General features: G+C 57.2%; 25 protein-coding genes and 1 other RNA gene. 16 read left to right on the top strand and 10 right to left on the bottom strand.

Going from position 1 to position 23,564, the window contains the following annotated elements; translation table 11 throughout:
- Positions 1 to 39 precede the first annotated feature (39 nt).
- Positions 40 to 903 carry an acyl-CoA thioesterase II gene (tesB, locus tag ACOI7D_RS17705; RefSeq protein ID WP_023288624.1) on the bottom strand — a complete coding sequence of 288 codons (864 nt, stop codon included), beginning with the start codon at positions 901 to 903 and terminating at the stop codon, positions 40 to 42.
- A 216-nt stretch (positions 904 to 1,119) separates the two neighbouring features.
- On the opposite strand from tesB, the gene ACOI7D_RS17710 reads away from it, so the two are divergent.
- Entirely contained in the window at positions 1,120 to 1,611 is a 492-nt protein-coding gene (locus tag ACOI7D_RS17710) for a YbaY family lipoprotein (protein ID WP_023288625.1), read from the top strand.
- A 37-nt stretch (positions 1,612 to 1,648) separates the two neighbouring features.
- Here ACOI7D_RS17710 and ACOI7D_RS17715 read toward each other — a convergent pair whose 3' ends face one another.
- On the bottom strand, positions 1,649 to 1,960 hold the full coding sequence (locus ACOI7D_RS17715; RefSeq protein WP_023288626.1) for an MGMT family protein: 312 nt from the start codon (positions 1,958 to 1,960) through the stop codon (positions 1,649 to 1,651).
- A gap of 65 nt (positions 1,961 to 2,025) precedes the next feature.
- Positions 2,026 to 2,433: a hypothetical protein gene (locus ACOI7D_RS17720; protein ID WP_017898905.1), complete on the bottom strand. Its 408-nt coding sequence runs from the start codon at positions 2,431 to 2,433 to the stop codon at positions 2,026 to 2,028.
- A gap of 241 nt (positions 2,434 to 2,674) precedes the next feature.
- On the opposite strand from ACOI7D_RS17720, the gene ffs reads away from it, so the two are divergent.
- The 3 genes from ffs to ACOI7D_RS17735 all read left to right on the top strand — a co-directional run bounded on the left by ffs (position 2,675) and on the right by ACOI7D_RS17735 (position 3,550).
- An RNA gene (gene ffs / locus ACOI7D_RS17725) (signal recognition particle sRNA small type) lies at positions 2,675 to 2,771 on the top strand.
- A gap of 309 nt (positions 2,772 to 3,080) precedes the next feature.
- Complete coding sequence (locus ACOI7D_RS17730; RefSeq protein WP_023288627.1) at positions 3,081 to 3,338, top strand: hypothetical protein; 258 nt, start codon at positions 3,081 to 3,083, stop codon at positions 3,336 to 3,338.
- On the top strand, positions 3,335 to 3,550 hold the full coding sequence (locus ACOI7D_RS17735; RefSeq protein ID WP_004142688.1) for a hypothetical protein: 216 nt from the start codon (positions 3,335 to 3,337) through the stop codon (positions 3,548 to 3,550). The genes ACOI7D_RS17730 and ACOI7D_RS17735 overlap by 4 nt, the downstream gene beginning before the upstream one ends.
- A gap of 134 nt (positions 3,551 to 3,684) precedes the next feature.
- Here ACOI7D_RS17735 and ACOI7D_RS17740 read toward each other — a convergent pair whose 3' ends face one another.
- A complete protein-coding gene (locus ACOI7D_RS17740; protein ID WP_032453861.1) occupies positions 3,685 to 5,112 on the bottom strand; it encodes a PLP-dependent aminotransferase family protein in 1,428 nt (475 codons plus the stop codon).
- Positions 5,113 to 5,200: 88 nt separating this feature from the next.
- Here ACOI7D_RS17740 and ACOI7D_RS17745 point away from each other — a divergent pair, with 88 nt between their 5' ends.
- Complete coding sequence (locus ACOI7D_RS17745) at positions 5,201 to 5,815, top strand: YczE/YyaS/YitT family protein (RefSeq protein WP_109546599.1); 615 nt, start codon at positions 5,201 to 5,203, stop codon at positions 5,813 to 5,815.
- A gap of 44 nt (positions 5,816 to 5,859) precedes the next feature.
- On the opposite strand, the gene ACOI7D_RS17750 is transcribed toward ACOI7D_RS17745, so the two are convergent.
- Positions 5,860 to 6,702: a nickel/cobalt efflux protein RcnA gene (locus ACOI7D_RS17750; protein WP_101862453.1), complete on the bottom strand. Its 843-nt coding sequence runs from the start codon at positions 6,700 to 6,702 to the stop codon at positions 5,860 to 5,862.
- Between the two features lie 164 nt (positions 6,703 to 6,866).
- Here ACOI7D_RS17750 and ACOI7D_RS17755 point away from each other — a divergent pair, with 164 nt between their 5' ends.
- Entirely contained in the window at positions 6,867 to 7,139 is a 273-nt protein-coding gene (locus ACOI7D_RS17755; RefSeq protein WP_004204767.1) for a metal-sensing transcriptional repressor, read from the top strand.
- A gap of 62 nt (positions 7,140 to 7,201) precedes the next feature.
- Here the strand turns inward: ACOI7D_RS17755 and ACOI7D_RS17760 are convergent, their stop codons facing one another.
- Positions 7,202 to 8,761 carry an EAL domain-containing protein gene (locus tag ACOI7D_RS17760; protein ID WP_060591773.1) on the bottom strand — a complete coding sequence of 520 codons (1,560 nt, stop codon included), beginning with the start codon at positions 8,759 to 8,761 and terminating at the stop codon, positions 7,202 to 7,204.
- A 235-nt stretch (positions 8,762 to 8,996) separates the two neighbouring features.
- Positions 8,997 to 10,106: an ABC transporter ATP-binding protein gene (locus tag ACOI7D_RS17765; RefSeq protein ID WP_023288632.1), complete on the bottom strand. Its 1,110-nt coding sequence runs from the start codon at positions 10,104 to 10,106 to the stop codon at positions 8,997 to 8,999.
- A 354-nt stretch (positions 10,107 to 10,460) separates the two neighbouring features.
- On the opposite strand from ACOI7D_RS17765, the gene ACOI7D_RS17770 reads away from it, so the two are divergent.
- The 6 genes from ACOI7D_RS17770 (at position 10,461) to ACOI7D_RS17795 (ending at position 17,599) form a co-directional block, all read left to right on the top strand.
- Positions 10,461 to 11,693, top strand: a complete 1,233-nt coding sequence (locus ACOI7D_RS17770; RefSeq protein ID WP_017898899.1) for a maltodextrin ABC transporter substrate-binding protein — start codon at positions 10,461 to 10,463, stop codon at positions 11,691 to 11,693.
- Positions 11,694 to 11,755: 62 nt separating this feature from the next.
- Positions 11,756 to 13,063 (top strand): carbohydrate ABC transporter permease, encoded by a 1,308-nt coding sequence (locus ACOI7D_RS17775; RefSeq protein ID WP_017898898.1) that lies wholly within the window; start codon positions 11,756 to 11,758, stop codon positions 13,061 to 13,063.
- A gap of 10 nt (positions 13,064 to 13,073) precedes the next feature.
- Positions 13,074 to 13,925 (top strand): sugar ABC transporter permease, encoded by an 852-nt coding sequence (locus ACOI7D_RS17780; protein WP_004204761.1) that lies wholly within the window; start codon positions 13,074 to 13,076, stop codon positions 13,923 to 13,925.
- A gap of 4 nt (positions 13,926 to 13,929) precedes the next feature.
- Positions 13,930 to 15,132, top strand: coding sequence for a glycoside hydrolase family 53 protein (locus ACOI7D_RS17785; RefSeq protein ID WP_048296878.1), 1,203 nt, complete (start codon positions 13,930 to 13,932; stop codon positions 15,130 to 15,132).
- A 30-nt stretch (positions 15,133 to 15,162) separates the two neighbouring features.
- Complete coding sequence (locus ACOI7D_RS17790; protein WP_109546598.1) at positions 15,163 to 17,220, top strand: beta-galactosidase; 2,058 nt, start codon at positions 15,163 to 15,165, stop codon at positions 17,218 to 17,220.
- Positions 17,221 to 17,284: 64 nt separating this feature from the next.
- Positions 17,285 to 17,599: a glucose PTS transporter subunit EIIB gene (locus ACOI7D_RS17795; RefSeq protein ID WP_023288637.1), complete on the top strand. Its 315-nt coding sequence runs from the start codon at positions 17,285 to 17,287 to the stop codon at positions 17,597 to 17,599.
- Between the two features lie 136 nt (positions 17,600 to 17,735).
- On the opposite strand, the gene ACOI7D_RS17800 is transcribed toward ACOI7D_RS17795, so the two are convergent.
- Entirely contained in the window at positions 17,736 to 19,007 is a 1,272-nt protein-coding gene (locus tag ACOI7D_RS17800; protein WP_023288638.1) for a maltoporin, read from the bottom strand.
- A gap of 270 nt (positions 19,008 to 19,277) precedes the next feature.
- Here ACOI7D_RS17800 and ACOI7D_RS17805 point away from each other — a divergent pair, with 270 nt between their 5' ends.
- The 3 genes from ACOI7D_RS17805 to ykgO all read left to right on the top strand — a co-directional run bounded on the left by ACOI7D_RS17805 (position 19,278) and on the right by ykgO (position 20,868).
- Positions 19,278 to 20,348: a LacI family DNA-binding transcriptional regulator gene (locus ACOI7D_RS17805; protein WP_023288639.1), complete on the top strand. Its 1,071-nt coding sequence runs from the start codon at positions 19,278 to 19,280 to the stop codon at positions 20,346 to 20,348.
- A gap of 116 nt (positions 20,349 to 20,464) precedes the next feature.
- Positions 20,465 to 20,728, top strand: a complete 264-nt coding sequence (locus ACOI7D_RS17810) for a type B 50S ribosomal protein L31 (protein ID WP_004204754.1) — start codon at positions 20,465 to 20,467, stop codon at positions 20,726 to 20,728.
- Entirely contained in the window at positions 20,728 to 20,868 is a 141-nt protein-coding gene (gene ykgO, locus ACOI7D_RS17815; RefSeq protein WP_072125433.1) for a type B 50S ribosomal protein L36, read from the top strand. The genes ACOI7D_RS17810 and ykgO overlap by 1 nt, the downstream gene beginning before the upstream one ends.
- On the opposite strand, the gene ACOI7D_RS17820 is transcribed toward ykgO, so the two are convergent.
- Positions 20,865 to 21,563 (bottom strand): GNAT family N-acetyltransferase, encoded by a 699-nt coding sequence (locus ACOI7D_RS17820; protein WP_109546597.1) that lies wholly within the window; start codon positions 21,561 to 21,563, stop codon positions 20,865 to 20,867. The two genes, ykgO and ACOI7D_RS17820, sit on opposite strands and share 4 nt — an antisense overlap.
- A gap of 100 nt (positions 21,564 to 21,663) precedes the next feature.
- Between ACOI7D_RS17820 and ACOI7D_RS17825 the strand changes: the two genes are divergently transcribed.
- Positions 21,664 to 23,121, top strand: a complete 1,458-nt coding sequence (locus ACOI7D_RS17825) for a PLP-dependent aminotransferase family protein (RefSeq protein ID WP_109546596.1) — start codon at positions 21,664 to 21,666, stop codon at positions 23,119 to 23,121.
- Here the strand turns inward: ACOI7D_RS17825 and ACOI7D_RS17830 are convergent.
- Positions 23,090 to 23,560 (bottom strand): YlaC family protein, encoded by a 471-nt coding sequence (locus ACOI7D_RS17830; protein WP_023288642.1) that lies wholly within the window; start codon positions 23,558 to 23,560, stop codon positions 23,090 to 23,092. The two genes, ACOI7D_RS17825 and ACOI7D_RS17830, sit on opposite strands and share 32 nt — an antisense overlap.
- Positions 23,561 to 23,564: the final 4 nt, after the last annotated feature.

A 23,564-nucleotide genomic window follows, 5' to 3' on the forward strand; every position in this document is an offset into this window, starting at 1 on the left:
TCTCCATGTAGCAAAAAGCCTCCCGTCAGGGAGGCTTTTTTATGCGTTGCGGTTGCGCATCACCCCTTCCTGGACCGTTGAGGCAACCAGCGTGCCATCCTGCGTGTAAAACTCGCCGCGAACGAAGCCGCGGGCGCTGGAGGCCGAGGTGCTTTCAACGCTGTACAGCAGCCACTCATTGATATTAAACGGCCGATGGAACCACATTGAGTGGTCGATGGTGGCGACCTGCATGCCGGGCTCAAGGAAACCAACGCCGTGCGGCTGCAGCGCCACCGGCAGGAAGTTAAAGTCCGAGGCATAGCCCAGCAGATACTGATGAATGCGCAGATCGTCGGGAACGGCGCCGTTGGCGCGCAGCCAGACCTGGCGCGCCGGCTCGGCGATATGGCCTTTCATCGGGTTATGAAATTCCACCGGGCGGATCTCCAGCGGCTTATCGCAGAGGAATTTGTCTTTCACCTGCGGCGGCAGGAGATGCGCCAGCTTGCGGGCGATATCGGTTTCCGAAGGCAGTCCGTCAGGGGAGGGGGCGGCCGGCATCGCTTTCTGATGCTCATAGCCGTGCTCTGGCGCCTGGAAGGAGGCGGTCATATAGAAGATCGGCTTCCCGTTCTGGATGGCGGCGACCCGGCGGGCGCTAAAGCTGTTGCCGTCGCGCAGGACCTCCACATCGTAGACGATCGGTTTTTGACTGTCGCCGGGGCGCAGAAAGTAGCTGTGAAACGAATGCACCAGACGTTCAACGGGCACGGTCTCTTTTGCGGCATACAGCGCCTGGCCCACCACCTGGCCGCCAAAAACCTGGCGCAATCCCAGGTCTTCGCTCTGTCCACGGAACAACCCTTCCTCAATTTTTTCCAGATCTAATAATGCCAGCAGGTTAGAGAGTGCCTGACTCATACTTATCCTCAATTAACAATGGCGGCGCCGTGCGCGTAATGTGGCAAAGTATAACCTGGAATCGCAAGTGGTCCGATGGGTGTAATAATCTGAATAACAACCGGTCAACAGGAAGAAATCTGAGATCTGTGCCACACTTATTGACGACACGAAAGTTCCTGCCGGCGAAGCGGCGGAACATCCTCCTGGGTATAAAGGGATGATAAGGAGAACATCATGAAATTTGCCTATATGTTTAGTGCCTTAGCCGTCGCCGCGACGCTGACCGCCTGTGCTAATCACCACTCCACCAGTTCTTCCGCTCAGGCAGCCGCACCCGACCCTTACGGTATTGCGACGCTGAGCGTGGCGCAGCAGCAGCCGAGCGTCACGGGGACGATTAATATCCGCCAGAGAATCGCATTACCGCCGGATGCGGTGCTGACGGTGACCCTGTCGGATGCTTCTCTGGCAGATGCGCCAGCCCGCGTATTGTCGCAAAAAGCGGTGCGTACCGAAGGCAAGCAGGCGCCATTTAACTTTGCCCTGCCTTACAACCCGGCAGATATTCAACCGAACGCCCGCATTCTGTTGAGCGCAGCGATTACGGTTAATGGCCAGCTGATGTTCATTACCGATACCGTGCAGACGGTGATCAACCAGGGGGGCACCCATGCCGACCTGACGCTGGTTCCGGTTCAGCAGACCGCCGTGCCTGTCGCACAGTAAGCTCGATGAGCCCCCGGATGGGGGCTTTTTTTTGTCTTCAGTAAACCCAGCGATAGTGCTGGAGATCGATATGGCCGCTGCCGGAGACCTGTACCCCTTCGGCCAGCAATGCCTGACGCTGCCGCTGCAGATCGGGGCCGGTGAGGGAGATATCGCCATGGCGATTGACCACCCGATGCCAGGGCAGAGTGGACCCTTCCGGCAGACGCTTCAGCACACCGCCCACCTGGCGCGCCGCGCGCGGAGAACCGGCCAGCCTGGCGACATCGCCATAGGTCGTGACATACCCTTCCGGTATTGACGCCACAATGTGCCAGACACGTTGGGGAAATGTATCGAGCGGATCCATATTTAGTCCTGTTACCCGAAAAACGCCAGCATAAGCGCTGATCTGCAGGCTGTACAGCCTGCAGATCAGGCGGGCTGTTCGACGGTGAACGTCAGGGCCAGGCCGAGGATCTGCATGCCATGGACATTGTCGGAAGGTGAACTGGCGATGAGGCTCTCCAGGAATTTTAACCGCTGCGAGGTGGCGTTGATGATCAGCTTCGCGCGCAGGCCCGGCATGGTCAGCGACGAGATGGGGTAGACCACCCGACCGCTGATGTAGACCGGTAGCTTGCGCAGTTCCACCTGACGCAGCACGCCGACGGTGGAATAGAGCAGCGCCAGCGGCGTGACCGCCCGCACCGGCGCCTGACTGATAGTCACGAAGTCGAGCATTTTTTCAGGGCGCAGATAATTCACCCCCTGAAAGGCGATGGTCATCCCTTCAATGGCGGGCAAAGGCAGAGTGATGGTCTGTGGTGATGAGTCAGTCATTCGATTACCGTAGAGACAATGCGCTGATGATAAAAGAGAACATAAGGTGGATAAGTATGGTGGATATCCCGGCTGTGTGCTGAGCGCACGCTCTCACTCTCACAGATTGAGCGTGAGTGACTGGTTTTATTCGCGTTATTGCGCAATAAACCAGCAGGCAGTCGGGGCGCGCTTGCAATTCACCAGGTCAGCAGGGATAATGCGCCAGCGCGTTGGGTAACAACGCTCTCAATGGGGGCTCTGTTGGTTCTCCCGCAACGCTACTCTGTTTACCAGGTCAGGTCCGGAAGGAAGCAGCCAGAGCAGACGACGTGTGTGCCGGGATGTAGCTGGCAGGGCCCCCACCCATTTCGCCCTCATGATATATCCCTTATATTTTCCCGGTCTTTATTCCTGCTATATTTAATACCTGATACAGATCACATATTATTTTTTGTTGCTAAAACAACCCGTTTTTATTCCATAATATTGACTTGTCATAAATCTGAAATGCTACTGCAATATTAATGTCATTTTCGTGTCATAAACAAAGCGCATCTTATAGCTGGGAATTTGTTGCCAGATCCATGCTATAAAATATATCTCTGGATCAGCATGTTAACTTCGTGTATTAATTATGATGATTTTATTGCACGGGAAGCGTAGCTATGACCACAGTGGTTTTGAATGTAAAAATTGACGCTGAGTTAAAAGAGAAGTTGCGTCATTATGCGGAAGTGAATAACGAGAACCTGGGTACGGCAACGGAAAAGCTGCTGCAGCTGGCTTTTCAGCTGGAGGCATCAGCAGGTGAGGCGGGGGTGACGGAAGAGGACATTGACAGCCAGCATACCGAAGAGGAAGCGACGCCATTAACCCCTAAAGAAATCAAAGCATTAAGAAAACTTCTGAAGAAGAAAAAATGAAACAACAATTCTCTACAGCCAGCAACTATAGCGAAGCCTGCGATATGTTGCGCTCAGGATACGTAAAACACGTCCGCCTGAACTGGAATATCGGTAGTGATGAGTTCTTTCGCATTGCCTCCGACTGGTGTGACACCGGCGCTAAAATTAAAAAAGATGAAGATGGCTTTATTATTTCCCTGAAAGGGTTTCCTATTCCGCGCCAGCATTAATGAAATTGCCTTATTTCCGTCACCGGGTTGCCATAACCAGATGGCAGGATACCCAGGCAATTTTATAAAAACATCTCATATACCTCATGGATGACGGACTTTTGACGGGCTGAAGCCAGCCCGTCGATATTTTCTTATATTATTTTCCGCAAACGCGTATTTTCCCGCTGTTCTGCAAGGCTATGCCACAATGGTTGTAGCGTGGAGAAGGCCTGGCGCAATGCTTCGTCCGGCAAGGTAAACGGCAGACGTAAATAGCGATCGAACGCGCCCTCCAGACCAAACCGCGTCCCGGTGCCGATATGGATCCCCTGGCTTTCCGCACGCGCAGAGAACAGGGTGGCCAGCATGTCAGGGAGTTCCACCCAAAAAGAGAGTCCGCCTTCCGGTGGCGTAAAGCGCCAGCGGGGAAAATACTCTTTCATCAGCACTTCGCACATGTCCCGGCGCGCCTGCAGCATCTCCCGTCGCGGCGGCAGCAGCGTGGCGGCGTTTGCCAGCAGCCAGCTGCAGGCCAACTGCTCCAGCAGCGGCGTACCCAGGTCCAGAGAGTCGCGGGCCTGAATCAGCGAGGCGATCGTTCGCGCGCTGGCGCGGATCCAGCCGATGCGCAGTCCCCCCCAGAAACTTTTCCCGGCCGAACCGATAGTGATCACCGCGGCGTCGGGATTAAAGCAGGCCAGCGGCGGCGGGGGCGGGGCGTTATACCAGAGGTCGACCATGGTCTCATCGATCACCAGCGTTGTTCGCGTCCTGGCCGCGATGTCCGCGACCCGCTGGCGGGTAGGGGCATCCATACAGCGCCCGGTAGGGTTGTGAAAATCCGGCATCAGCCATGCCAGACGCGGCGCGGTCTGCGCAATGGTCGCCGCTAATCCATCACAGTCCCATCCCTGCTGGGGGAGTGCGACCCCGACGGGCCGGCAGGAGGCGCCCTGAATGGCGCTGATGGCCATTGGATAGGTCGGGGCGTCAATGACCACCCGATCACCGGGGCCGGTGAACAGACGCAGGATCAGCGCAAAGGCGCTGAGCGCGCCGTTGACCACCATCACTTCATCGGGCCGCGTCGGCAGGCCACGTTCGCTGTAGCGCCGGGCAATCGCTTCCCGCAGCACCGGGAGCCCCTGCTGATCGTAGCCGGTCTGGGTGAGATAGGGCGGCAGCAAGGTCATGGCGTGCTGGAAGGCCTGATGGACCTCCGGACCGGCGCTGAGGGCAGCGGTAGAGAGATTGATCGTCGAGGGGGTCGCAGAGGGCGGCGGCAGATCGGCAGGGCGTTCCGGCAGGACAATGCGCGACCCGCTCCCCTGGCGGCTATGGAGAAACCCCTCCTCCCGCAGCTGGCCGAGGGCGCTGGCGATGGTCGTCCGGCTGACGTTGAGGGCTGCCGCCAGCTCGCGCTCGCCGGGCAGGCGCGTCTGTAGCGTCAGACGGCCATCGAGGATCAGCAGGCGGAGCGCTTCCGCCAGCTGGCGCCATAGCGGTGTGCGGGAACTGGACTCCTGCCAGTTGCCAAGCAGGCGTACCAGGGACTGTGTTCCAAAGCGTCGGGCTGACATAGCGATCCACTTTTCCAAAACTGGCCATTAATTATCAGTCCATTTTTGCTGATGATGAGGGCATTCGCAATGATGTTGAGGAAAAAATATGCTTCGTCGCCTGCTGCAGTTATATATCGGTCTTGTGCTCTACGGCGTGTCCACGGCGCTCTTCGTGCATGCTAATCTCGGCGCCGATCCGTGGGATGTTTTTCATCTTGGGGTGGCTAAACAGCTGGGGATCAGTTTCGGGACCGTGATTATCCTGACCGGCGCCGCGGTGCTGCTGCTATGGATCCCGATTCGGCAGATGCCGGGGCTCGGCACGGTGAGTAATGTTATCGTGCTGGGGCTGGCGGCGGACGCCACGCTGGCCGTCCTGCCTCCGCTGGAGTCGCTGGTGGCGCGCAGTGCGCTGCTGGTGGTGGCGATTGTGATGAACGCTATCGCCACCGGGATGTACATTGGCGCGGGCTTTGGCCCGGGTCCGCGCGATGGCCTGATGACCGGCCTGCACGCTCGCACCGACTGGTCATTGCGCGGTATCCGTACGGCGATCGAGCTCTCCGTGCTGCTGATTGGCTGTCTGCTGGGGGGCAAGTTTGGCGTCGGAACCGTCATTTACGCGCTGTCGATTGGGCCGCTGATCCAGCTGTGCCTGCCGTGGTTCAGCCAGCCCGTCCGCCGCCGGGCGGTCAGCACTCCCCGGGAGAGCGTCTCCTGAAGGGAACCCGCGCCCTCGTCGTCAAGAAGAGGGCGCATTGTGGTTTACAGGCCGCTCAGGCCATGAAGCATCATGTAGATCCCTACCACAATAATCAGTAAGCCTGAGATCCATGGCGCTTTGCGTGAGATGTCGTTAAGCCACGGCCAGCGGCGGGTGGCATGTTTCATGCTCAGGGCGGCGATAGCCCCGGAAGCCACCAGCGTCAGCGCCAGACCGACGCTAAAGCCCAGTACCAGCGTGGCGCCCAGCGAGAATTTCTTCAGCTGTAAACAGATAAGCAACACGGTAATGGACGCCGGGCAGGGGATCAGCCCGCCGGTCAGGCCAAACATCACAATCTGCCCGGTCGTCACCTGGCGGCCATCGAAGCGCCGGTTAATCTCCTGAGCATGGGCCCGCTGATGCGCGTCCTGCCACTCCTCCGCCACCAGCGGCGCGCCAGGGGAGTGAGAATGATGGTGGTCATGATGTTCATGATGATGATGGTCATGGTCATGGTCATGGTCGTGCCCGTGCTGAGGATGATGGTGGTGGGCGTGGGGCCGCGATTCGCGCCAGGTGCGCCAGAGCATCCAGCAGGCAATCAACACAATGACAATCCCCGAGATCAGCTGAAACCAGGGCTCAGAAGTCTGGGCGTTCCAGCCGCGGCCAAACCACAGGCCGGCCATGGCGATCAGCCAGACCACCGCGGTATGCGAGACCGTCGCCGCCAGCCCCAACAGAACCGCCTGCTTTAAGGTTCCCCGTACCGCCACGATAAAGGCGGCCATCATCGTTTTTGAGTGGCCGGGTTCGAGGCCGTGCAGCGCGCCGAGCAGTATCGCGCTGGGAATAAACAGCCAGGCATTGCCCTGCTGCAGAAGGGAAGTGAAATCGTTCATATCGGGATCCTTGCCAAAAGTGGCTCTATGCTACTCCCCCCCAGTAGTAAAATACTACCCCCCAGTAGAAAAAGAGGCTGATAAAAGGGATCATGCTATGCTGGCAGGCGTTGCCGGCGTCGAAGGTCGGGCAATGACGGCAGAATAAAACGGTGGATCGCGCAATGTCACACACAGTGAGAGACAAAAAGAAGTTACTGACCCGGCTGAAGAAAATTCAGGGGCAGAGTACCGCATTAGAGAAAATGCTTAATCGCGAGCATGAGTGCGCTGAGGTGCTACAGCAGCTGGCGGCGATCCGCGGCGCGGTCAATGGCATGATGCTGCAGGTTATCCAGGGGCATCTGACCGACCATGTGGTGAAAGAGCCAGATGAGACGCAGCGTGAAGCGGATCTGGAGACGGTGATGCAGGTGATTAAATCCTATCTGAAGTAGCCTCCGGCAGAGGGCGGCGAAGAGGCCGCGCCCGCTGACCTTCTGTGCAGGCTGCCTGCCGCTTAATGCGCATGGAGATTATCTTCCGCCCACTGAATAAATGACTCTTTTGGCAGCGCTTTGCTGTACAGCCACCCCTGGGCGTACTGAACGCCATGCTGTCGCAGCCAGTCGCGCTGGCTTTCGGTTTCCACCCCTTCGGCGACGGTGGTCAGATTGAGCGCCTTGGCCATTTCAATAATGTGCGGCGTCAGCGGCCGGTACTCGAGGGTATCGACAAAGGATTTATCGATTTTCAGCGTGTCGACGTCCAGCTTCTGCAGATAGCTCAGGCTGGAGTAGCCGGTACCGAAATCGTCAATCGAGATCCGATGGCCAGCCTGACGGTAGTGAGCGATCACCGGCATGGTGGTCTCCGGGTCGACAAACCCGCGCTCGGTGATCTCAAGGATGATCTGTTCGGCGGCGATCCCCCAGTGCTGCAGCTGATCGTGTAACAGCGTGGGCAGGATGGGAGAGCGTAAGTCATCCACCGACAGGTTGATGGAGATATGCACTTCCGGCCGCTGCCTCAGCCAGGGGCCCAGATCGGCGAAAATTTTCCTGACGATATCTTCCGTCAACTGGGTGATCAGTCCGGTCTGCTCGGCCAGGGGAATAAAGATATCCGGCGATAAATAGGTACCGTCGGGTTGCTGCCAGCGCGCCAGCGCTTCGGCTCCGGCGATTTTCCCGTCCTGCAATGAAATAATCGGCTGATAGTGAACCTGAATCGCCTGGGAATTGAGGGCGTCAAGCATACTGTTGCGCGGTGAACGCAGGTGTCTCAGCAGGCGCAGCAGCAGCCAGGTGGCAAGCAGGCTGGTGAAGATGCCGGCCGGGAGCCAGAAGATCAACTGCTGCCGTATGTGCTGCTGCAGGGGCAGGGTGGATGACCAGGTCACAATGCCGGATCCCAGCTCGGGAATGCGCTGGATCCGGTAGACCGTATTATCCAGGGTAAGCATATTCAGGTGCGGGTCTTTAATCCGTTGCCAGACCTTCGCCGGCAGCGGCTGGCTGCTGATCACCATTTTCAGATGGTCCAAACCAAACAGCATGGTATGGATCTTCTCCTCGCTGGCGGGCACCACATCAATGAAGGAGATGGGATCGATCATTACCATATGCTGCTGGCTGGCCATGGCCGTCATCTGGTGATTGAGGCCAAGATCGTTAATCGAGGTCAGCCAGGTGCGATAGCCGTCGGAGGCAATGTGGTCCGGTGGCGGGAAGGTCACCGCGACGCTATGGTCTTCCAGGGAGGAACATTGCGGTACGGAATTCAGCAGCCAGAGCACTTCCTGAACGTAGCGGTGGGTATAGGCGATCCGGCGGAGCATGAGCAGATGTTCAGGGCTACAGGACGAGCCTGTATGTGCATCGGCCTCCCGCAGCGCTTCCCGGGCCTGATCGGCGACCTGCAGCGTGCGGACGACGATGCGGTTGGAATAATCATCCAGTTCACGATAGAACTGCATTTTGGCCTGCCGCGCCGCCTGCCAGATGCTGAGCGAGATGGGCAGGATGATGGCCAGTATCAGCACCCCTGTAAACAGCGCCATCAGATGCCGGGTCCTCATGCCTGTGTCCTTATCGTTCGCCGGGTGTCATCAGTATATGCGAAAGATAAACCGGGCGCAGTGGGAGAAATCGCGCTGTGTGGGGAAAAAAACCGGCATCACAATAGCCTGCGATGCCGGGAGAGAAGGACGATTCCGATGCAGCAGAATAAAAATGAGGGTGTGAATGCCGGGCAGGATGTATTCCGGCATTCAGTCGCAGCATACGCTGCGCAGATGACAGCAATATGTTGGCTTAGTGCGCGTCTGGTGCCGTGATATCGGCGCTGATGCGCAGATCGTTCTCATCAAACACCATGCAGAAGCGGTCATCGAAGGCCAGATTAATCTTCTGCCACGGGCGGAAATGGACGTCGCCGGGCAGCAGAACCTTGACGTTATCGTGACCATAGCACTGGCCGAACAGGTAGGTATTGTTGCCCAGACGTTCCACCACTTCACATTGAAACTCCACCACGGTACCGGTGGAGACTTCAGGCGTGAGGTGCTCTGGCCGGATCCCCAGCGTTACCGCGGCGCCGGGGTTAAGCGGTTGGGTGGCAACGTTCAGGGTGAGCTGATGGTCCTGGGCGAGGGTGACCGTTAAACGCTCTGGCTGCCAGTCGCTGACGGTGGCGGGTAAAAAGTTCATCTTTGGCGAGCCGATAAAACCGGCGACGAATTTGTTGACCGGATTGTAGTAAAGCGCCATCGGCGAACCCATTTGTTCAACCTTTCCGTAGTTCATGACCACGATTTTATCAGCGAGAGTCATCGCCTCCACCTGATCGTGCGTGACATACACCATGGTGGTCTTCAGCTCCTGGTGCAGGCGGGCAATATGCAGGCGCATATCGACGCGCAGTTCCGCGTCGAGGTTAGAAAGCGGCTCATCGAACATAAACACCCGGGGATTACGCACGATAGCGCGGCCAATGGCCACGCGCTGCCGCTGGCCGCCGGAGAGCTGCTTCGGTTTACGGTCCAGCAGGTGAGAGAGCTGCAGCGTTTTGGCCACCATTTCCACCTGGCGACGGATCTCCGCTTTCGGCACTTTATTCACCTTCAGCCCGTAGCCCATATTCTCCGCCACCGTCATGTGCGGGTAGAGCGCGTAGGACTGAAAAACCATCGCCACGCCGCGGCGGGCGGGGACCACATCGTTCATCACCTCATCGCCGATCAGCACTTCCCCGTCGCTAACCTCTTCCAGCCCGGCAATCATACGTAACAGCGTCGATTTTCCACAGCCGGAAGGGCCGACGAAGACCGCAAACTCGCCATCTTCAATATCGAGATTGACCTGGTGCAGCGTCACCGTGCTGCCGAACCTTTTGGTGACATTCCTCAGTCGTATATTGGACATCCACATTCCCCGAAGTGAGTAGCCGTTGTTTGCCGTTGGCGTGTCGCTGAGTTGAGTGAAATTGTATTACGTGTAACAAAACAGCGTGACGATATTCAACAGCGCTAAAATCATGTCCTGACTATAACTTCCGCGGATTTTGCGCCATACAGCGGCGTTTCATTTCTGCAAGGATGATCACACAACTGGCAGCTTATGGTAGTTTTATCCCTAATCAAAGCGTAGCGTATAACAAAAGCGAATCGGTGTCTGTTTTCTATGTAACAACGCAGTTTGAAATGATTTTTTTTCTAGCTGACAGACGTAATTCAAATAAAAACCATTAAATTGTTATACCTTCACATGAGGTTGATAATGAAAAAGAACACGCTTGCTGCACTGATCCTTACCACCCTCGCGGCGGGGCAACTTACCAGCCTGCAGGCGCATGCCGCCGGGCAGCTCAACGTTTGGGAAGACATTAAAAAATCCACTGGCATCAAAACCGCGGTCAGCGATTTTGAGAAGCAGTACAACGTGAAGGTCAATCTGCAGGAGATGCCTTATGCCCAGCAGCTGGAAAAACTGCGCCTCGACGGCCCGGCGGGCATTGGGCCGGACGTGCTGGTGATCCCGAATGACCAGCTCGGCGGCGCCGTCGTTCAGGGGCTTCTCTCGCCGCTCAACGTCGAGCAGGCGAAACAGGATGCCTTTACGCCAGCCTCTATCAATGCCTTCCGCATGGACAACGCGCTGTACGGCATCCCGAAAGCGGTGGAAACCCTGGTGCTTATCTACAACAAGGACCTGATCGACAAGCCGCTGGACAGCCTGCAGGCCTGGCTGGACTACTCGAAGACCCAGCGCGAGCAGAACAAATACGGCCTGCTGGCGAAGTTTGATCAGATCTACTACAGCTGGGGCGCCATTGGCCCGATGGGCGGCTATATCTTCGCGAAGAACGACGGCGGCGGTTTCAACCCGCAGCAGGTGGGGCTCAATACTCCCGGCGCCGTGGAAGCCGTGACCTTCCTGAAAAAGTTCTATGCCGAGAAGGCCTTCCCTGCAGGGATCCTCGGCGATAACGGGCTGAACGCCATTGATTCGCTGTTTACCGAGAAAAAAGCGGCGGCGGTGATCAACGGCCCCTGGGCCTTCCAGCCGTATGAAGCCGCCGGTATCAACTATGGCGTGGTGCCGCTGCCGACCCTGCCGGACGGCAAGCCGATGAGCTCCTTCCTCGGCGTTAAGGGTTACGTGGTATCGACCTGGAGTAAAGACAAGGCGCTGGCGCAACAGTTTATCGAGTTCATCAACCAGCCGCAGTATGTAAAAGCCCGCTATGTCGCCACCGGCGAAATCCCGCCGCTGAAGGCGATGATTGACGACCCGGTGATTAAAAATGACGAAAAGGCCAGCGCCGTTGCCGTACAGTCGGCGAGGGCGATGGCCATGCCGGGCATTCCGGAGATGGGGGAAGTGTGGGGGCCGGCTAATGCCGCGCTTGAACTGAGCCTCACCGGCAAGCAGGCGCCGCAGGCCGCGCTCGATAACGCGGTGAAACAGATCAAGATGCAGATCGAAGCGATGCAGGCCAGCAATCAGTAATTTACCGTCACGTGAAGTCACCGAGCGGGAGGGGGACCTCCCGTTTGTAGAAGGAGTCGAGTGTGAGCATCCATTCCAGCGAAAATTTTAGCGACGCGCGCGGGCCCGGGCGCCATGCGTGGTGCGGCCTGCTGCTGGCAATCGTGCCGGGTTTCGGCCAGTTTTATCATCGCCAGTGGCTGAAGGGGCTGGTCTTCCTGGTGTTGTTGAGCAGCTTTCTGGGTATTTTTTATGATTTCCTGCGCGAGGGGCTGTGGGGGCTCTATACCCTGGGTGAAGAGGTGCCCCGGGATAACTCTATCTTCCTGTTAGCGGAGGGGATTATCAGCGTGCTGATCGTCGCTTTTGGCGTGCTGATCTATTTTCTCTCGCTGCGGGACGCGTGGCTGAACGGCAAAAAACGCGATGAGGGGGTCGCGCTGAACAGCGTGCGTAAGCAGTACCAGATGCTGCTGAGCGACGGCTTCCCGTACCTGATGATCACGCCAGGCTTTATTCTGCTGGTCTTTGTGGTGATCTTTCCCATTCTGTTTGGTTTCGCCATCGCCTTCACCAACTATAACCTGTACCACACGCCGCCGGCGAAGCTGGTGGACTGGGTGGGCCTGAAAAACTTCGTCAATATTTTCACCCTCTCCATCTGGCGCTCCACCTTCCTGGATGTGCTGCAGTGGACCGTGGTGTGGACGCTGCTGGCGACCACCCTGCAGTGTACGGTGGGCGTGCTGTTGGCGATTCTGGTGAACCAAAAAGATCTGCGCTTTAAGCCGCTGATCCGCACTATCTTTATTTTGCCGTGGGCGGTGCCGGGGTTTGTCACCATCCTCGTCTTTGCCGGGATGTTCAATGACTCCTTCGGGGTGATTAACAACGCGATCCTGTCATTCTTCGGCATCAGTCCAAAGGCATGGCTGACCGACCCGTTCTGGACCAAAACCGCGCTGATCATGATGCAGACCTGGCTTGGCTTCCCGTTTGTCTTTGCCATGACCACCGGCGTGCTGCAGGCGATCCCGGACGATCTGTATGAAGCGGCGACGATGGACGGCGCCAGCGCCTTTACCCGCCTGCGCACCATCACCCTGCCGCTGGTGCTGTACGCGATCGCGCCGATCATCATCACCCAGTACACCTTCAACTTTAATAATTTCAACATCATTTATCTGTTTAACAACGGCGGCCCTGCGGTGGCGGGATCTAACGCCGGCGGGACGGATATTCTGGTGTCGTGGATCTATAAGCTGACGATGTCCTCGTCGCAGTACGCCATCGCGGCGACCATCACTATCCTGCTGTCGATCTTCGTCGTCGGCCTGGCGCTGTGGCAGTTCCGCGCCACCAAATCCTTCAAAAATGACGACATGGCGTAAGGGAAGCAACATGGCTCAATCACCCAGTATTAAACGCGAAAAGTGGATCCGACTCTCTCTCACCTGGCTGGTGGTTATCCTGGTCTCGGTGGTGATTATCTATCCGCTGGTCTGGACCGTCGGGGCGTCGCTGAACGCCGGCAATAGCCTGCTGAGTACCTCGATCATTCCGGAAAATCTGTCGTTCCAGCACTATGCCGATCTGTTCAATGGCAATGTGAATTACCTTACCTGGTACTGGAACTCGATGAAAATCAGCTTCCTGACCATGGTGCTGACCCTGATTAGCGTCAGCTTTACCGCCTACGCCTTCTCCCGCTTCCGCTTTAAAGGGCGGCAGAACGGGCTGATGCTGTTCCTGCTGCTGCAGATGATCCCGCAGTTTTCCGCGCTGATTGCCATCTTTGTGCTGTCGCAACTGCTTGGCCTGATTAACAGCCATCTGGCGCTGGTGCTGATCTACGTCGGGGGAATGATCCCGATGAACACCTGGCTGATGAAGGGGTATCTCGACGCGATCCCCAAAGATCTGGATGAGTCCGCCCGCATGGACGGCGCCAGCAGCTTTCGCATCTTTATCGAGATCATCATGCCGTTGTCGAGGCCGATCCTCGCGGTGGTGGCGCTGTTCTCCTTCACCGGCCCGCTGGGGGATTTCATCCTCTCCAGCACCATCCTGCGTACCCCGGATAAATACACCCTGCCTATCGGTCTGTATAACCTGGTGGCGCAAAAAATGGGGGCCAGCTACACCACCTACGCGGCGGGGGCGGTGCTGATTGCCGTGCCGGTCGCGATCCTCTATCTGGCGTTACAAAAATACTTCGTCTCCGGCCTGACCTCGGGCAGTACTAAAGGATAAGCACATGAAAAGATTTACACCCGCATGGCTTGCGGTTTGTCTGGCATGCAGTTTTTCCCCCCCTTCGCTGGCGGCGGACGCGCTTGAAACCCGCGCCTTTCAGGGCATGCCGGCGGACTTTATTAAAGGCGCGGATATCTCCACGCTGCTGGATGCTGAAAAGCACGGGGCGACCTTCTACGACCAGAATAACCAGCGTAAGGATCCGATCGCCATTCTGAAAGAGAACGGCGTCAACTATGTTCGCCTCCGCCTGTGGGTGGATCCGCAATCGGCAAGCGGCGAGGGCTATGGCGGCGGGAATAACGATCTGGCCACGACCCTGGCGCTGGCGAAACGCGCGAAAGCCCAGGGAATGAAGCTGCTGCTCGACTTTCATTACAGCGATTTCTGGACCGATCCCGGCAAGCAGTTCAAACCGAAGGCCTGGGAAAAGATGGATTACCCGCAGCTGAAAACGGCGATTCATGACTATACCCGGGATACCATCGCCCGCTTTAAGCAGGCGGGCGTCCTGCCGGATATGGTGCAGATCGGCAATGAGATCAATGGCGGTATGCTGTGGCCGGAAGGGAAAAGCTGGGGGCAGGGGGGCGGAGAGTTCGACCGGCTGGCTGGTCTGCTGAACGCGGCCATTGATGGCCTGAAGGCGAACCTGCACAACGGCGAGCAGGTGAAAATCATGCTGCATCTGGCTGAAGGGACCAAAAACGATACCTTCCGCTGGTGGTTTGACGAAATAGAGAAACGCCATGTGCCGTATGACGTGATCGGTTTGTCGATGTACACCTACTGGAACGGGCCGATCAGCGCCCTGAAGGCCAATATGGATGACATCAGCAAACGCTATAACAAAGACGTTATTGTCGTCGAGGCGGCCTATGCCTATACCCTGGCCAATTGCGATAACGCGGAAAACAGTTTCCAGGCCAAAGAGGAAAAGGACGGGGGATATCCCGCCAGCGTGCAGGGACAATATCGCTATATCCACGATCTGATGCAGGCGGTCATCGATGTTCCCGACCAGCGCGGCAAAGGGATTTTTTACTGGGAGCCCACGTGGATTGCCGTTCCGGGAAATACCTGGGCCACCCCGGCGGGGATGAAATATATCCATGACGAATGGAAAGAAGGCAATGCGCGTGAAAATCAGGCGCTATTTGATTGCCAGGGAAAAGTATTGCCGTCGGTAAAAGTATTTAATTAATTTTTTGTCGTTCTTTTCAGGAAGTTTATTATGAATAAATTTGCACCTTTACATCCAAAGGTTAATACGCTGCTGCATGGCGCAGATTATAACCCGGAACAATGGGAGAATGACCCCGATATTATTGATAAAGACATTGCCATGATGCAGCAGGCAAAATGTAATGTGATGTCGGTGGGAATATTTAGCTGGGCGAAACTTGAGCCGCGCGAAGGGGTATTTGATTTCGCCTGGCTGGATACTATCCTCGATAAACTGTATGCCGCCGGCATTCATGTTTTTCTGGCCACGCCGAGCGGCGCGCGTCCGGCGTGGATGTCACAGCGCTATCCGCAGGTTCTGCGGGTGGGGCGCGATCGGGTGCCAGCCCTGCACGGCGGCCGTCACAACCACTGTATGTCATCGCCGGTGTATCGTGAGAAGACCCTTAAAATCAATACCCTGTTGGCAGAGCGCTATTCTGCGCATCCGGCGGTGCTGGGCTGGCATATTTCCAATGAATATGGCGGCGAATGTCATTGCGAGCGCTGCCAGACTCGCTTTCGCGACTGGCTGAAGGCGCGGTACCAGACCCTGGAGAATCTCAACCAGGCCTGGTGGAGCACTTTCTGGAGCCATACCTACAGCGACTGGTCGCAGATTGAATCGCCTGCGCCGCAGGGCGAAGTGTCGATCCACGGCCTGAATCTGGACTGGCATCGCTTTAATACCGCCCAGGTGACCGATTTCTGCCGCCATGAAATCGCCCCGCTGAAGGCGGCGAATGCCGCCCTGCCGGTGACCACCAACTTTATGGAGTATTTTTACGATTACGACTACTGGCAGCTGGCGGAGGTGCTGGACTTTATCTCCTGGGACAGCTATCCGATGTGGCACCGCGACAAAGACGAAACCGCGCTGGCCTGCTATACCGCGATGTATCACGACATGATGCGCAGCCTGAAGGGCGGCCAGCCGTTTGTGCTGATGGAGTCCACGCCGGGTGCCACCAACTGGCAGCCGACCAGCAAACTGAAGAAACCGGGGATGCATATTCTCTCTTCGCTACAGGCGGTGGCGCATGGCGCCGACTCGGTGCAGTATTTCCAGTGGCGCAAGAGCCGTGGTTCGGTTGAGAAATTCCACGGCGCGGTGGTCGACCACGTTGGGCATATTGATACCCGCATTGGCCGTGAAGTCAGCCAGCTCGGCGAGATCCTCAGCAAGCTGCCGGCGGTGAGGGGGTGTCGCATCGAGGCGAAAGTGGCGATTATCTTCGACCAGCAGAACCGCTGGGCGCTTGATGACGCCCAGGGGCCGCGCAATCTGGGTATGGAGTATGAGAAGACGGTCAATGAGCACTACCGTCCGTTCTGGGAGCAGGGCATCGCCGTCGATGTGATTGACGCCGACGCTGATTTAACGCCGTACCGGCTGGTGATCGCCCCGATGTTATACATGGTGCGCGACGGCTTTGCCGGGCGGGCGGAGGCGTTCGTCGCCAGCGGCGGCCATCTGGTGACTACCTACTGGACCGGCATCGTCAACGAGTCCGATCTCTGCTATCTCGGCGGCTTCCCGGGCCCGCTGCGCAATCTTCTGGGCATCTGGGCGGAGGAGATCGACTGTCTGAATGACGGCGAGTTTAATCTGGTGCAGGGCCTGGCCGGGAATCAGTGCGGACTTCAGGGCCCCTATCAGGTGCGCCATCTCTGTGAACTGATCCATACCGAAAGCGCGCAGACGCTGGCCACCTACCGGGATGATTTTTATGCCGGAAGGCCAGCGGTGACGGTGAACGGCTTCGGGAAAGGTAAAGCCTGGCATGTGGCCTCCCGCAACGATTTGGCCTTCCAGCGCGACTTTTTTGCCGCCCTGAGCAAGGAGCTGGCGCTGCCGCGGGCGATCGCGGCGGATTTACCGCCCGGAGTGGTGGCCACCGCGCGCACCGACGGTGAGAGTACGTTTGTCTTCCTGCAGAACTACAGCGCGCAAAGCCATACCCTGAGCCTGCCGCCAGGGTATCGGGATTGCCTGACCGACGCGGCGGTGTCGGACCCGCTGACCCTGTCAGCATGGGATTGCCGTATTCTCCGTCGCCACGCGTAATCCTTTTTCTCCACGCCTGCTCTGACGAGCAGGCTTTTTTTTATCTATTACCCTGGAGTTTATGATGGTGAGTTTAAAATCTTTCCTGCACTATTTCTCGCCTGCGCGTCCGGCACAGCCGTTAAGCGAAGCGGAAAAACAGCAAATCGAGGCGCTGATTCAGGCCTTCGGCGGTGAAGCGAATATTACCCAAGTGGACGCCTGTATTACCCGTCTGCGGGTAACGGTTCGTCATCTGGCGGCCGTGGACTCTGACGCATTACAGCAGCAGGGCGCGCTGGGCGTCATTATTCTTGGTCAGCAGGTTCATGCTATTTTCGGTAAGCAGTCCGATGCGCTACGTCAATTGCTGGATGACCATTTTGCCGCGCGGAAATAAATAAAATGGGATAACCTGAAAACAGGTTATCCCGAAAATAAGACAAAGACAGCAGTGGCAATAATGATTACCGGAGGGTAATTAATGACCTTAGCGTTGGAGATATCAATAACGTATTTTTCTTACCAGAGCGATATTACCACCAGGCTTCAACCTGCACGCCGAAATTCCAGGTATTATTCGCCGTCTGGTCTTCAAATGGTTTACCATCTTCGGAATCATTCAGATACGACGCGAAAATACGTAATTCCGGACGTGACATAAAGTCCGGCCCGTCCGCCAGACCCAGCGCAATGGTATATTTCTCACCGGCCTGTTTGTAACTGGTGCCATTGTTGTAGCTGTCTTTCTGATAGAAACCGCCGACTTCGCCAATCAGGCGCACGTAGTCGGTGAACTGATACTGCCCGCGGGCGACCAGCGACAGCATCCGCGTTTTGTCGGTGTAGTCGGTAATATCATCCGCCGAGCCCCAGGTCAGAACGTGGTTGATGGAGAACTTCTCGGTAATGGGGATCAGACCGGTGTTAATCACGCGATAGCCGGTGGCGTCATTCACGTAGTTCCACATATCGTACCAGCCGCCGCCCTGGGAGACCATATTCTGCGCCAGCCCTTTGTTGGCATACTGCAGCACGGTTTTGTTATAGCCGCCCAGCATATCCTGACTGATTTCACCGGTTAGCATCACGCCATTTTCGGCATCGTACAGCCCGCCGTAGCTGTCCTGTTTTTTGGTGGTGTTCGGCATGGCGTAGTCGATGCCGAATTCGGTCCACGACCCGGACCACGGCTTCCATCCCGCATAGCGTAAATCGATATAGTTGATATTGACGTTGCTGTCGCCATCGACGCGATAGTCAACGTCGTTGGCATCGCCGCGGATCCACGCCAGCGAGACGGCGCCCGGGCCAAGGGTGTAGTTTTCCACCCCGGCCCCGGAGCCGGAAATGTTCCAGTATTTGGTATCGATGATGTGCAGATCGTGACGCTGATAGTAACGTTTGCCGCCCCAGATCACCGCATTCGGATCGCCCGGGATCAGCCCTTTGATCTGCAGATTCAGCTGACGTAAGCCGAACTGCGCGTCATCGTTCAACGTGGTTTCATTATCGTTAGAGCCATCGGAGACCATGCTGACCATGCTGTCGAGATAGAAACTGACATCATCTTTTTTGTAGACCTCGGAGCCCAATTCCAGTTCGCCATAGGTATCCGATTCGTTCCCCAACCGGCCCAGCTTGTTCTTTTGCCATTCCGCTTCGCTACCGTCGCCGGAGACCCCAACCCCGGCGCGCAAATAGCCATGAAAATCAACGGTCGGGATCGCAGCGGTAGCCGCAAAGGCGGAAGGGGTGATTAGCGCAGCGGCTAATGCTGTGGAAAGGGCGCGCAGTGTCGTATTCATCTCTATCCTCTTATTGTTTTGTATTACGTTCACATAACTGATGTCATAAAATGCCTAAATGTAACTTCAGGCAAACGTGATGTGATTATTGTGTGACTAAGTGCAAATAATAACGCTGGTTTTTGTTGTGATGAGTGAGGTGATTCACAATTAACCTGGTTGTGAACGTAATACTTTTTGTGGTCTAATTTTGCGGTGAGAAGTGGCGGTGAGCGTTTTTTCAAATGGCCCCTGTTACAATCATGGGATAACAACATAAGGAACCGGACCATGAAGTCTAAAAGCGCTACTCTGGAAGACGTCGCACGTCATGCGGGTGTCTCTTACCAGACCGTGTCCAGGGTACTCAACAAATCTGCCAATGTATCCGAAGCGACGCGCCGCAAGGTGGAGAAATCGATAGAGGCTCTACGCTATGTGCCCAACCGGCTGGCGCAGCAGCTGGTGGGGAAGGAGAGCCAGACGGTGGGGCTGGTGACGATTTCGCTGGCCTGGCATGCCCCCTCCCAGGTAGCGGCGGCGGTAAAACGCTATGCCAATCTGGAAGGTTACCAGGTCCTGATTTCGATGATCGATGAGAGCGTCAACCAAAGCATCCAGGATTCCATCAATGAGCTGAAGTCTCAGCGGGTGGATAAGGTCATTATCAACGTGCCGCTGGAGACCGAACAGGCGCAGAAAATCGCCGCTGACAATGATGATATCGTCTGCCTGTTTCTCGATGTTGATCCCTACAGCTCCGTGTTTAACGTTTCGTTTAACCCGGCGGACGGCACCCGGGCCAGCGTCAAATATCTCTACGAGATGGGGCATCGGGAGATCGCGCTGCTGGCGGGGCCGGACAGCTCCGTATCGGCCAAACTGCGGCTGAAAAGCTGGCTGGAGACCCTGGATGGCTACGGCCTGAAGCCGGTGACCGTCCTGCACGGCAACTGGGATGCGCAAAGCGGCTACGCCGGCGCGCTGCAGATGCTGCGTGAAACGCCGAACTTCAGCGCTGTGCTGGTGGGCAATGACCAAATGGCGCTGGGGGTGCTCAGCGCCTTCCATCAGCATCAGGTGGCGGTGCCGGGAGAGAAATCGGTGATTGGCTATGACGATACCTATGAAAGCTCCTTTTTCTATCCGGCATTGAGTACGGTATCGCTGGACCTCGACCTGCAGGGTAAAGAGGCGGTGCGGCGGATCCTCGCCAGTACCAGCGGCGCGGCGCATACCTCATCCATCCTGCCGGCGCGCCTGGTGATTCGCCATTCCAGCGGCGCCAGAGTCGAGCAGGGGAAAGATCTGCAGGCTATCGCGGAGCAACTTCGTGCTATCGCCCACCGTCTGGCGCCCTGAAGTCAAAGGCGAGGAAACTCGCCTCTTTGTTATTACCCCTGATATAACCATGGTTGATCTTTGTCGTGGAACGGCGTAATTTAATTGTTATGTTATAACATAATGACGAGGTCATCATGAAAGCCCATATCCATCCTCCCTATCGCACGGTGGTGTTTCACGACACCAGCGCCAATGAATATTTTAAAGTTGGCTCAACCATCCGCACCGAACGCGTGATTGAGCTCGACGGTGAGACGTATCCGTATGTGACGATCGATGTCTCATCGAAATCGCATCCTTACTACACCGGCAAACAAAAAACGTTCGCCAGCGAGGGTAGCGCGGCCCGTTTCCGCCAGCGCTTCGGCGGCTTTATTGATGCAAAAAGGAAGGCATGATGCAGGTCGTTAACTCATTACGCAGCGCCAAACAGCGCCACCCGGATTGCCAGCTGGTCAAACGCAAAGGGCGGCTGTACGTGATCTGTAAGAGCAACCCCCGCTTTAAAGTGGTGCAGGGGCGCAAAAAACGTCGTTAACGGAAGCTTTCCAGGGGACGGCGCTGCTGGCCGTCGGCGGTAAAATTGTCGGCGGCCAGCCATTGGCGCATGGCGCTATCCAGCTGCGGCCATTCGCCATCAATCACTGAAAACCAGTCCGTGTCCCGGTTGTGTCCTTTGCTCACCAGCGCCTGACGAAAACGTCCTTCGTACTGAAATCCCAGTCGCCTTGCCGCCCGGCCTGACGGCGTATTGAGGCTATTGCATTTCCATTCATAGCGACGGTAGCCGAGCGTCCCGAAAACATACTGCATCAACAGCCAGTGCGCTTCGGTGGCCATAGCCGTTCGGCTCAGCAACGGAGAGAAATGGACATGCCCCACCTCGACCACGCCGTGGTTGGCATCGATGCGCATTAACGCCAGCGACCCGACCGCCGTCCCGCGCTGCTGGTCAACGACGGCGAAATGGATAGGATCGGTCAGCGTCGAAACCTGCGCCACCCAGGCGCTAAATTCAGCCAGACTGGTTTCCGGTTCGCGCAGCAGCCACGTCCAGCTGCGGGCGTCGGGCGCCAGCTGGTGGGCAGCAAACAGATCGCTGGCGTGGGCGAGGGTGAGCGGTTCGAGCCGACAGCGGCTGCCCTGAAGAACCTGCCGCGTTGGCCAGGGGCGGGGTTGCCAGTCGGGCAGCGCGGCGCCGAGCGCCTGTCCAAACTGATTGTATTCACACATTGCGGTTTCCTTATTGGGGATGTACAGGCAGCGTACGCGCTGGGTGGTTCCATAAAAAGTGCCACCAGAGTATGTTTTTATGGATCCACGAGGAGGTGACATGAACATACCGGACGATGCGTTTTATGGATTGGTGACGCAGGGGATGCGGCAGCGAACGGACGAAACCCTGCAGCGCGCCCTTTACCACACTTTGCGCCATGCCATCCTGCAGGGAACTCTGGCGGCCAGCTGCCGTTTGCCAGGATCGCGCGTGATTGCCGGTCGACTGCATCTGTCGCGCAATACGGTGAATGCCGCACTGGAGCAGCTGACGCTGGAAGGATACCTGACGCGAAGCCGTCAGGGGACGCAGGTTGTGCCGCTCGCCGCCAGCCGCCGGCAGGAGGTAAACGCGCCACCCGTTGTGCTGTCTGAGCGGCTGCAGGGGCTGCCAGCCGCTATGCGCCGTGACTCGCCGGCGCTGCCGTTTACGCCTGGCATGCCGGCGGTGAACTATTTCCCGCTGCCGCTGTGGCGGCGGTTAATGGATAAAGCATTGCGCGACGAGGGCAGCACGCTGCTGGGCTACGGTGAGGCCGCGGGCGATCCCCAACTGCGGGAGGCGATCGCTCGCCATCTGGCGCTCTCCCGGGGTATTCAGTGCGATATCCGGCAGATCGTCATCACCGAGGGGGCGCTGGAAGGGGTCAACTTATGCGCCTCGCTGTTGACCAACCCGGGCGACAGCGTGTGGCAGGAAGAGCCGGGATACCTGGGCGCCAGGAGTGGTTTCCAGCGGGCGGGGCTGCAGGTCTGCGGGATGGCCGTCGATCATGAAGGGATGTGTATGACCAACGGCGCGGCAGAGCCACCCCGGCTGATTTTTACCTCTCCCTCTCATCAGTATCCCCTTGGGAGCGTTATGAGCGCCGCGCGGCGTCTGGCGCTGGTGGAGTATGCCCATCGGCACGGCGCGTGGATTGTGGAGGATGACTACGACAGCGAGTTTCGCCACAGCGGAGAGCCGATCCCGGCGATGCTGGGAATGGTCCCGGATGCCCCGGTGGTCTATCTCGGCACCTTCAGCAAAACCCTTTTTCCGGCGCTGCGTATCGGTTTTATGGTAATGCCGCCCGCGCTGGCGGATGCCGCTCAGGGGGCCATTGGCGCGCTGCTGCGCGGAGGGCACCGCGCTGAACAGCGGGCGCTGGCCAGCTTTATCGAGAAGGGGCACTATGCGCGTCATCTGGCGGCGATGCGTCGTCTGTACCGCAAACGTCAGCAGCTGCTGCGCGAGGCGCTGGCGCAAGAGATCACCGTGCCGTGCGAAGTCCTTGGTGGGGAAGGGGGGCTCCATCTGACGCTGGCCATCGAGGGGATCGACGATCGCGCGATAGCGCAGCAGGCGCGTCAGTTTCAGCTGGCGCCCGCTGCGCTAAGTCATTTCTATCTCGACCCGCGGCGGGGGCGGAGCGGGCTGGTGCTGGGGTATGGCAATACTTCTGCTTCCCGCTATCCGCTGGCGCTGCGGACGCTGAATCGTCTTATTGCGCAGTACCGGCTCGGGTCAGCGTAAAGACATCGTAAAAGGAGAGATCGCCTTTGGTGTCGACCATTTTTTTAAGCTGCGCCTTCTGCTCGCTATCGACGTCCGGCGACTGCAGAATACGGTCGATCAGCTGTCGGGGGACAAAGCGGGTGTTGTACCATTCGCCGTTGTAACACACGCGAAAGTCGAGGACATCGATATCTTCGTAACGATAGCGTGGATAGACGTCAAAGAAGAAAAAAGCGTTGAACAGGATGAACAGCACCACCAACAACCAGACCGAATCCACCAGCGTTTCAGAGCGCAGCATCACCACCAGCGTCGCCAGAAACGCGGCATACATGGCAACAAACAGGCCCGGATGGTTACGGATAAAACTGATGCTAAAACGCGGGCGATTATCGCGTTTTTCCTGCACGTTCAGTTCGTCAATGGTGTGAGTTAGCAGGCGTTGTATTTCTGTCATCTTG

The sequence above is a fragment of the Klebsiella sp. C360 genome (assembly GCF_048822415.1).
In the GTDB taxonomy this organism is placed as follows: Bacteria; Pseudomonadota; Gammaproteobacteria; order Enterobacterales; family Enterobacteriaceae; genus Klebsiella; species Klebsiella quasipneumoniae.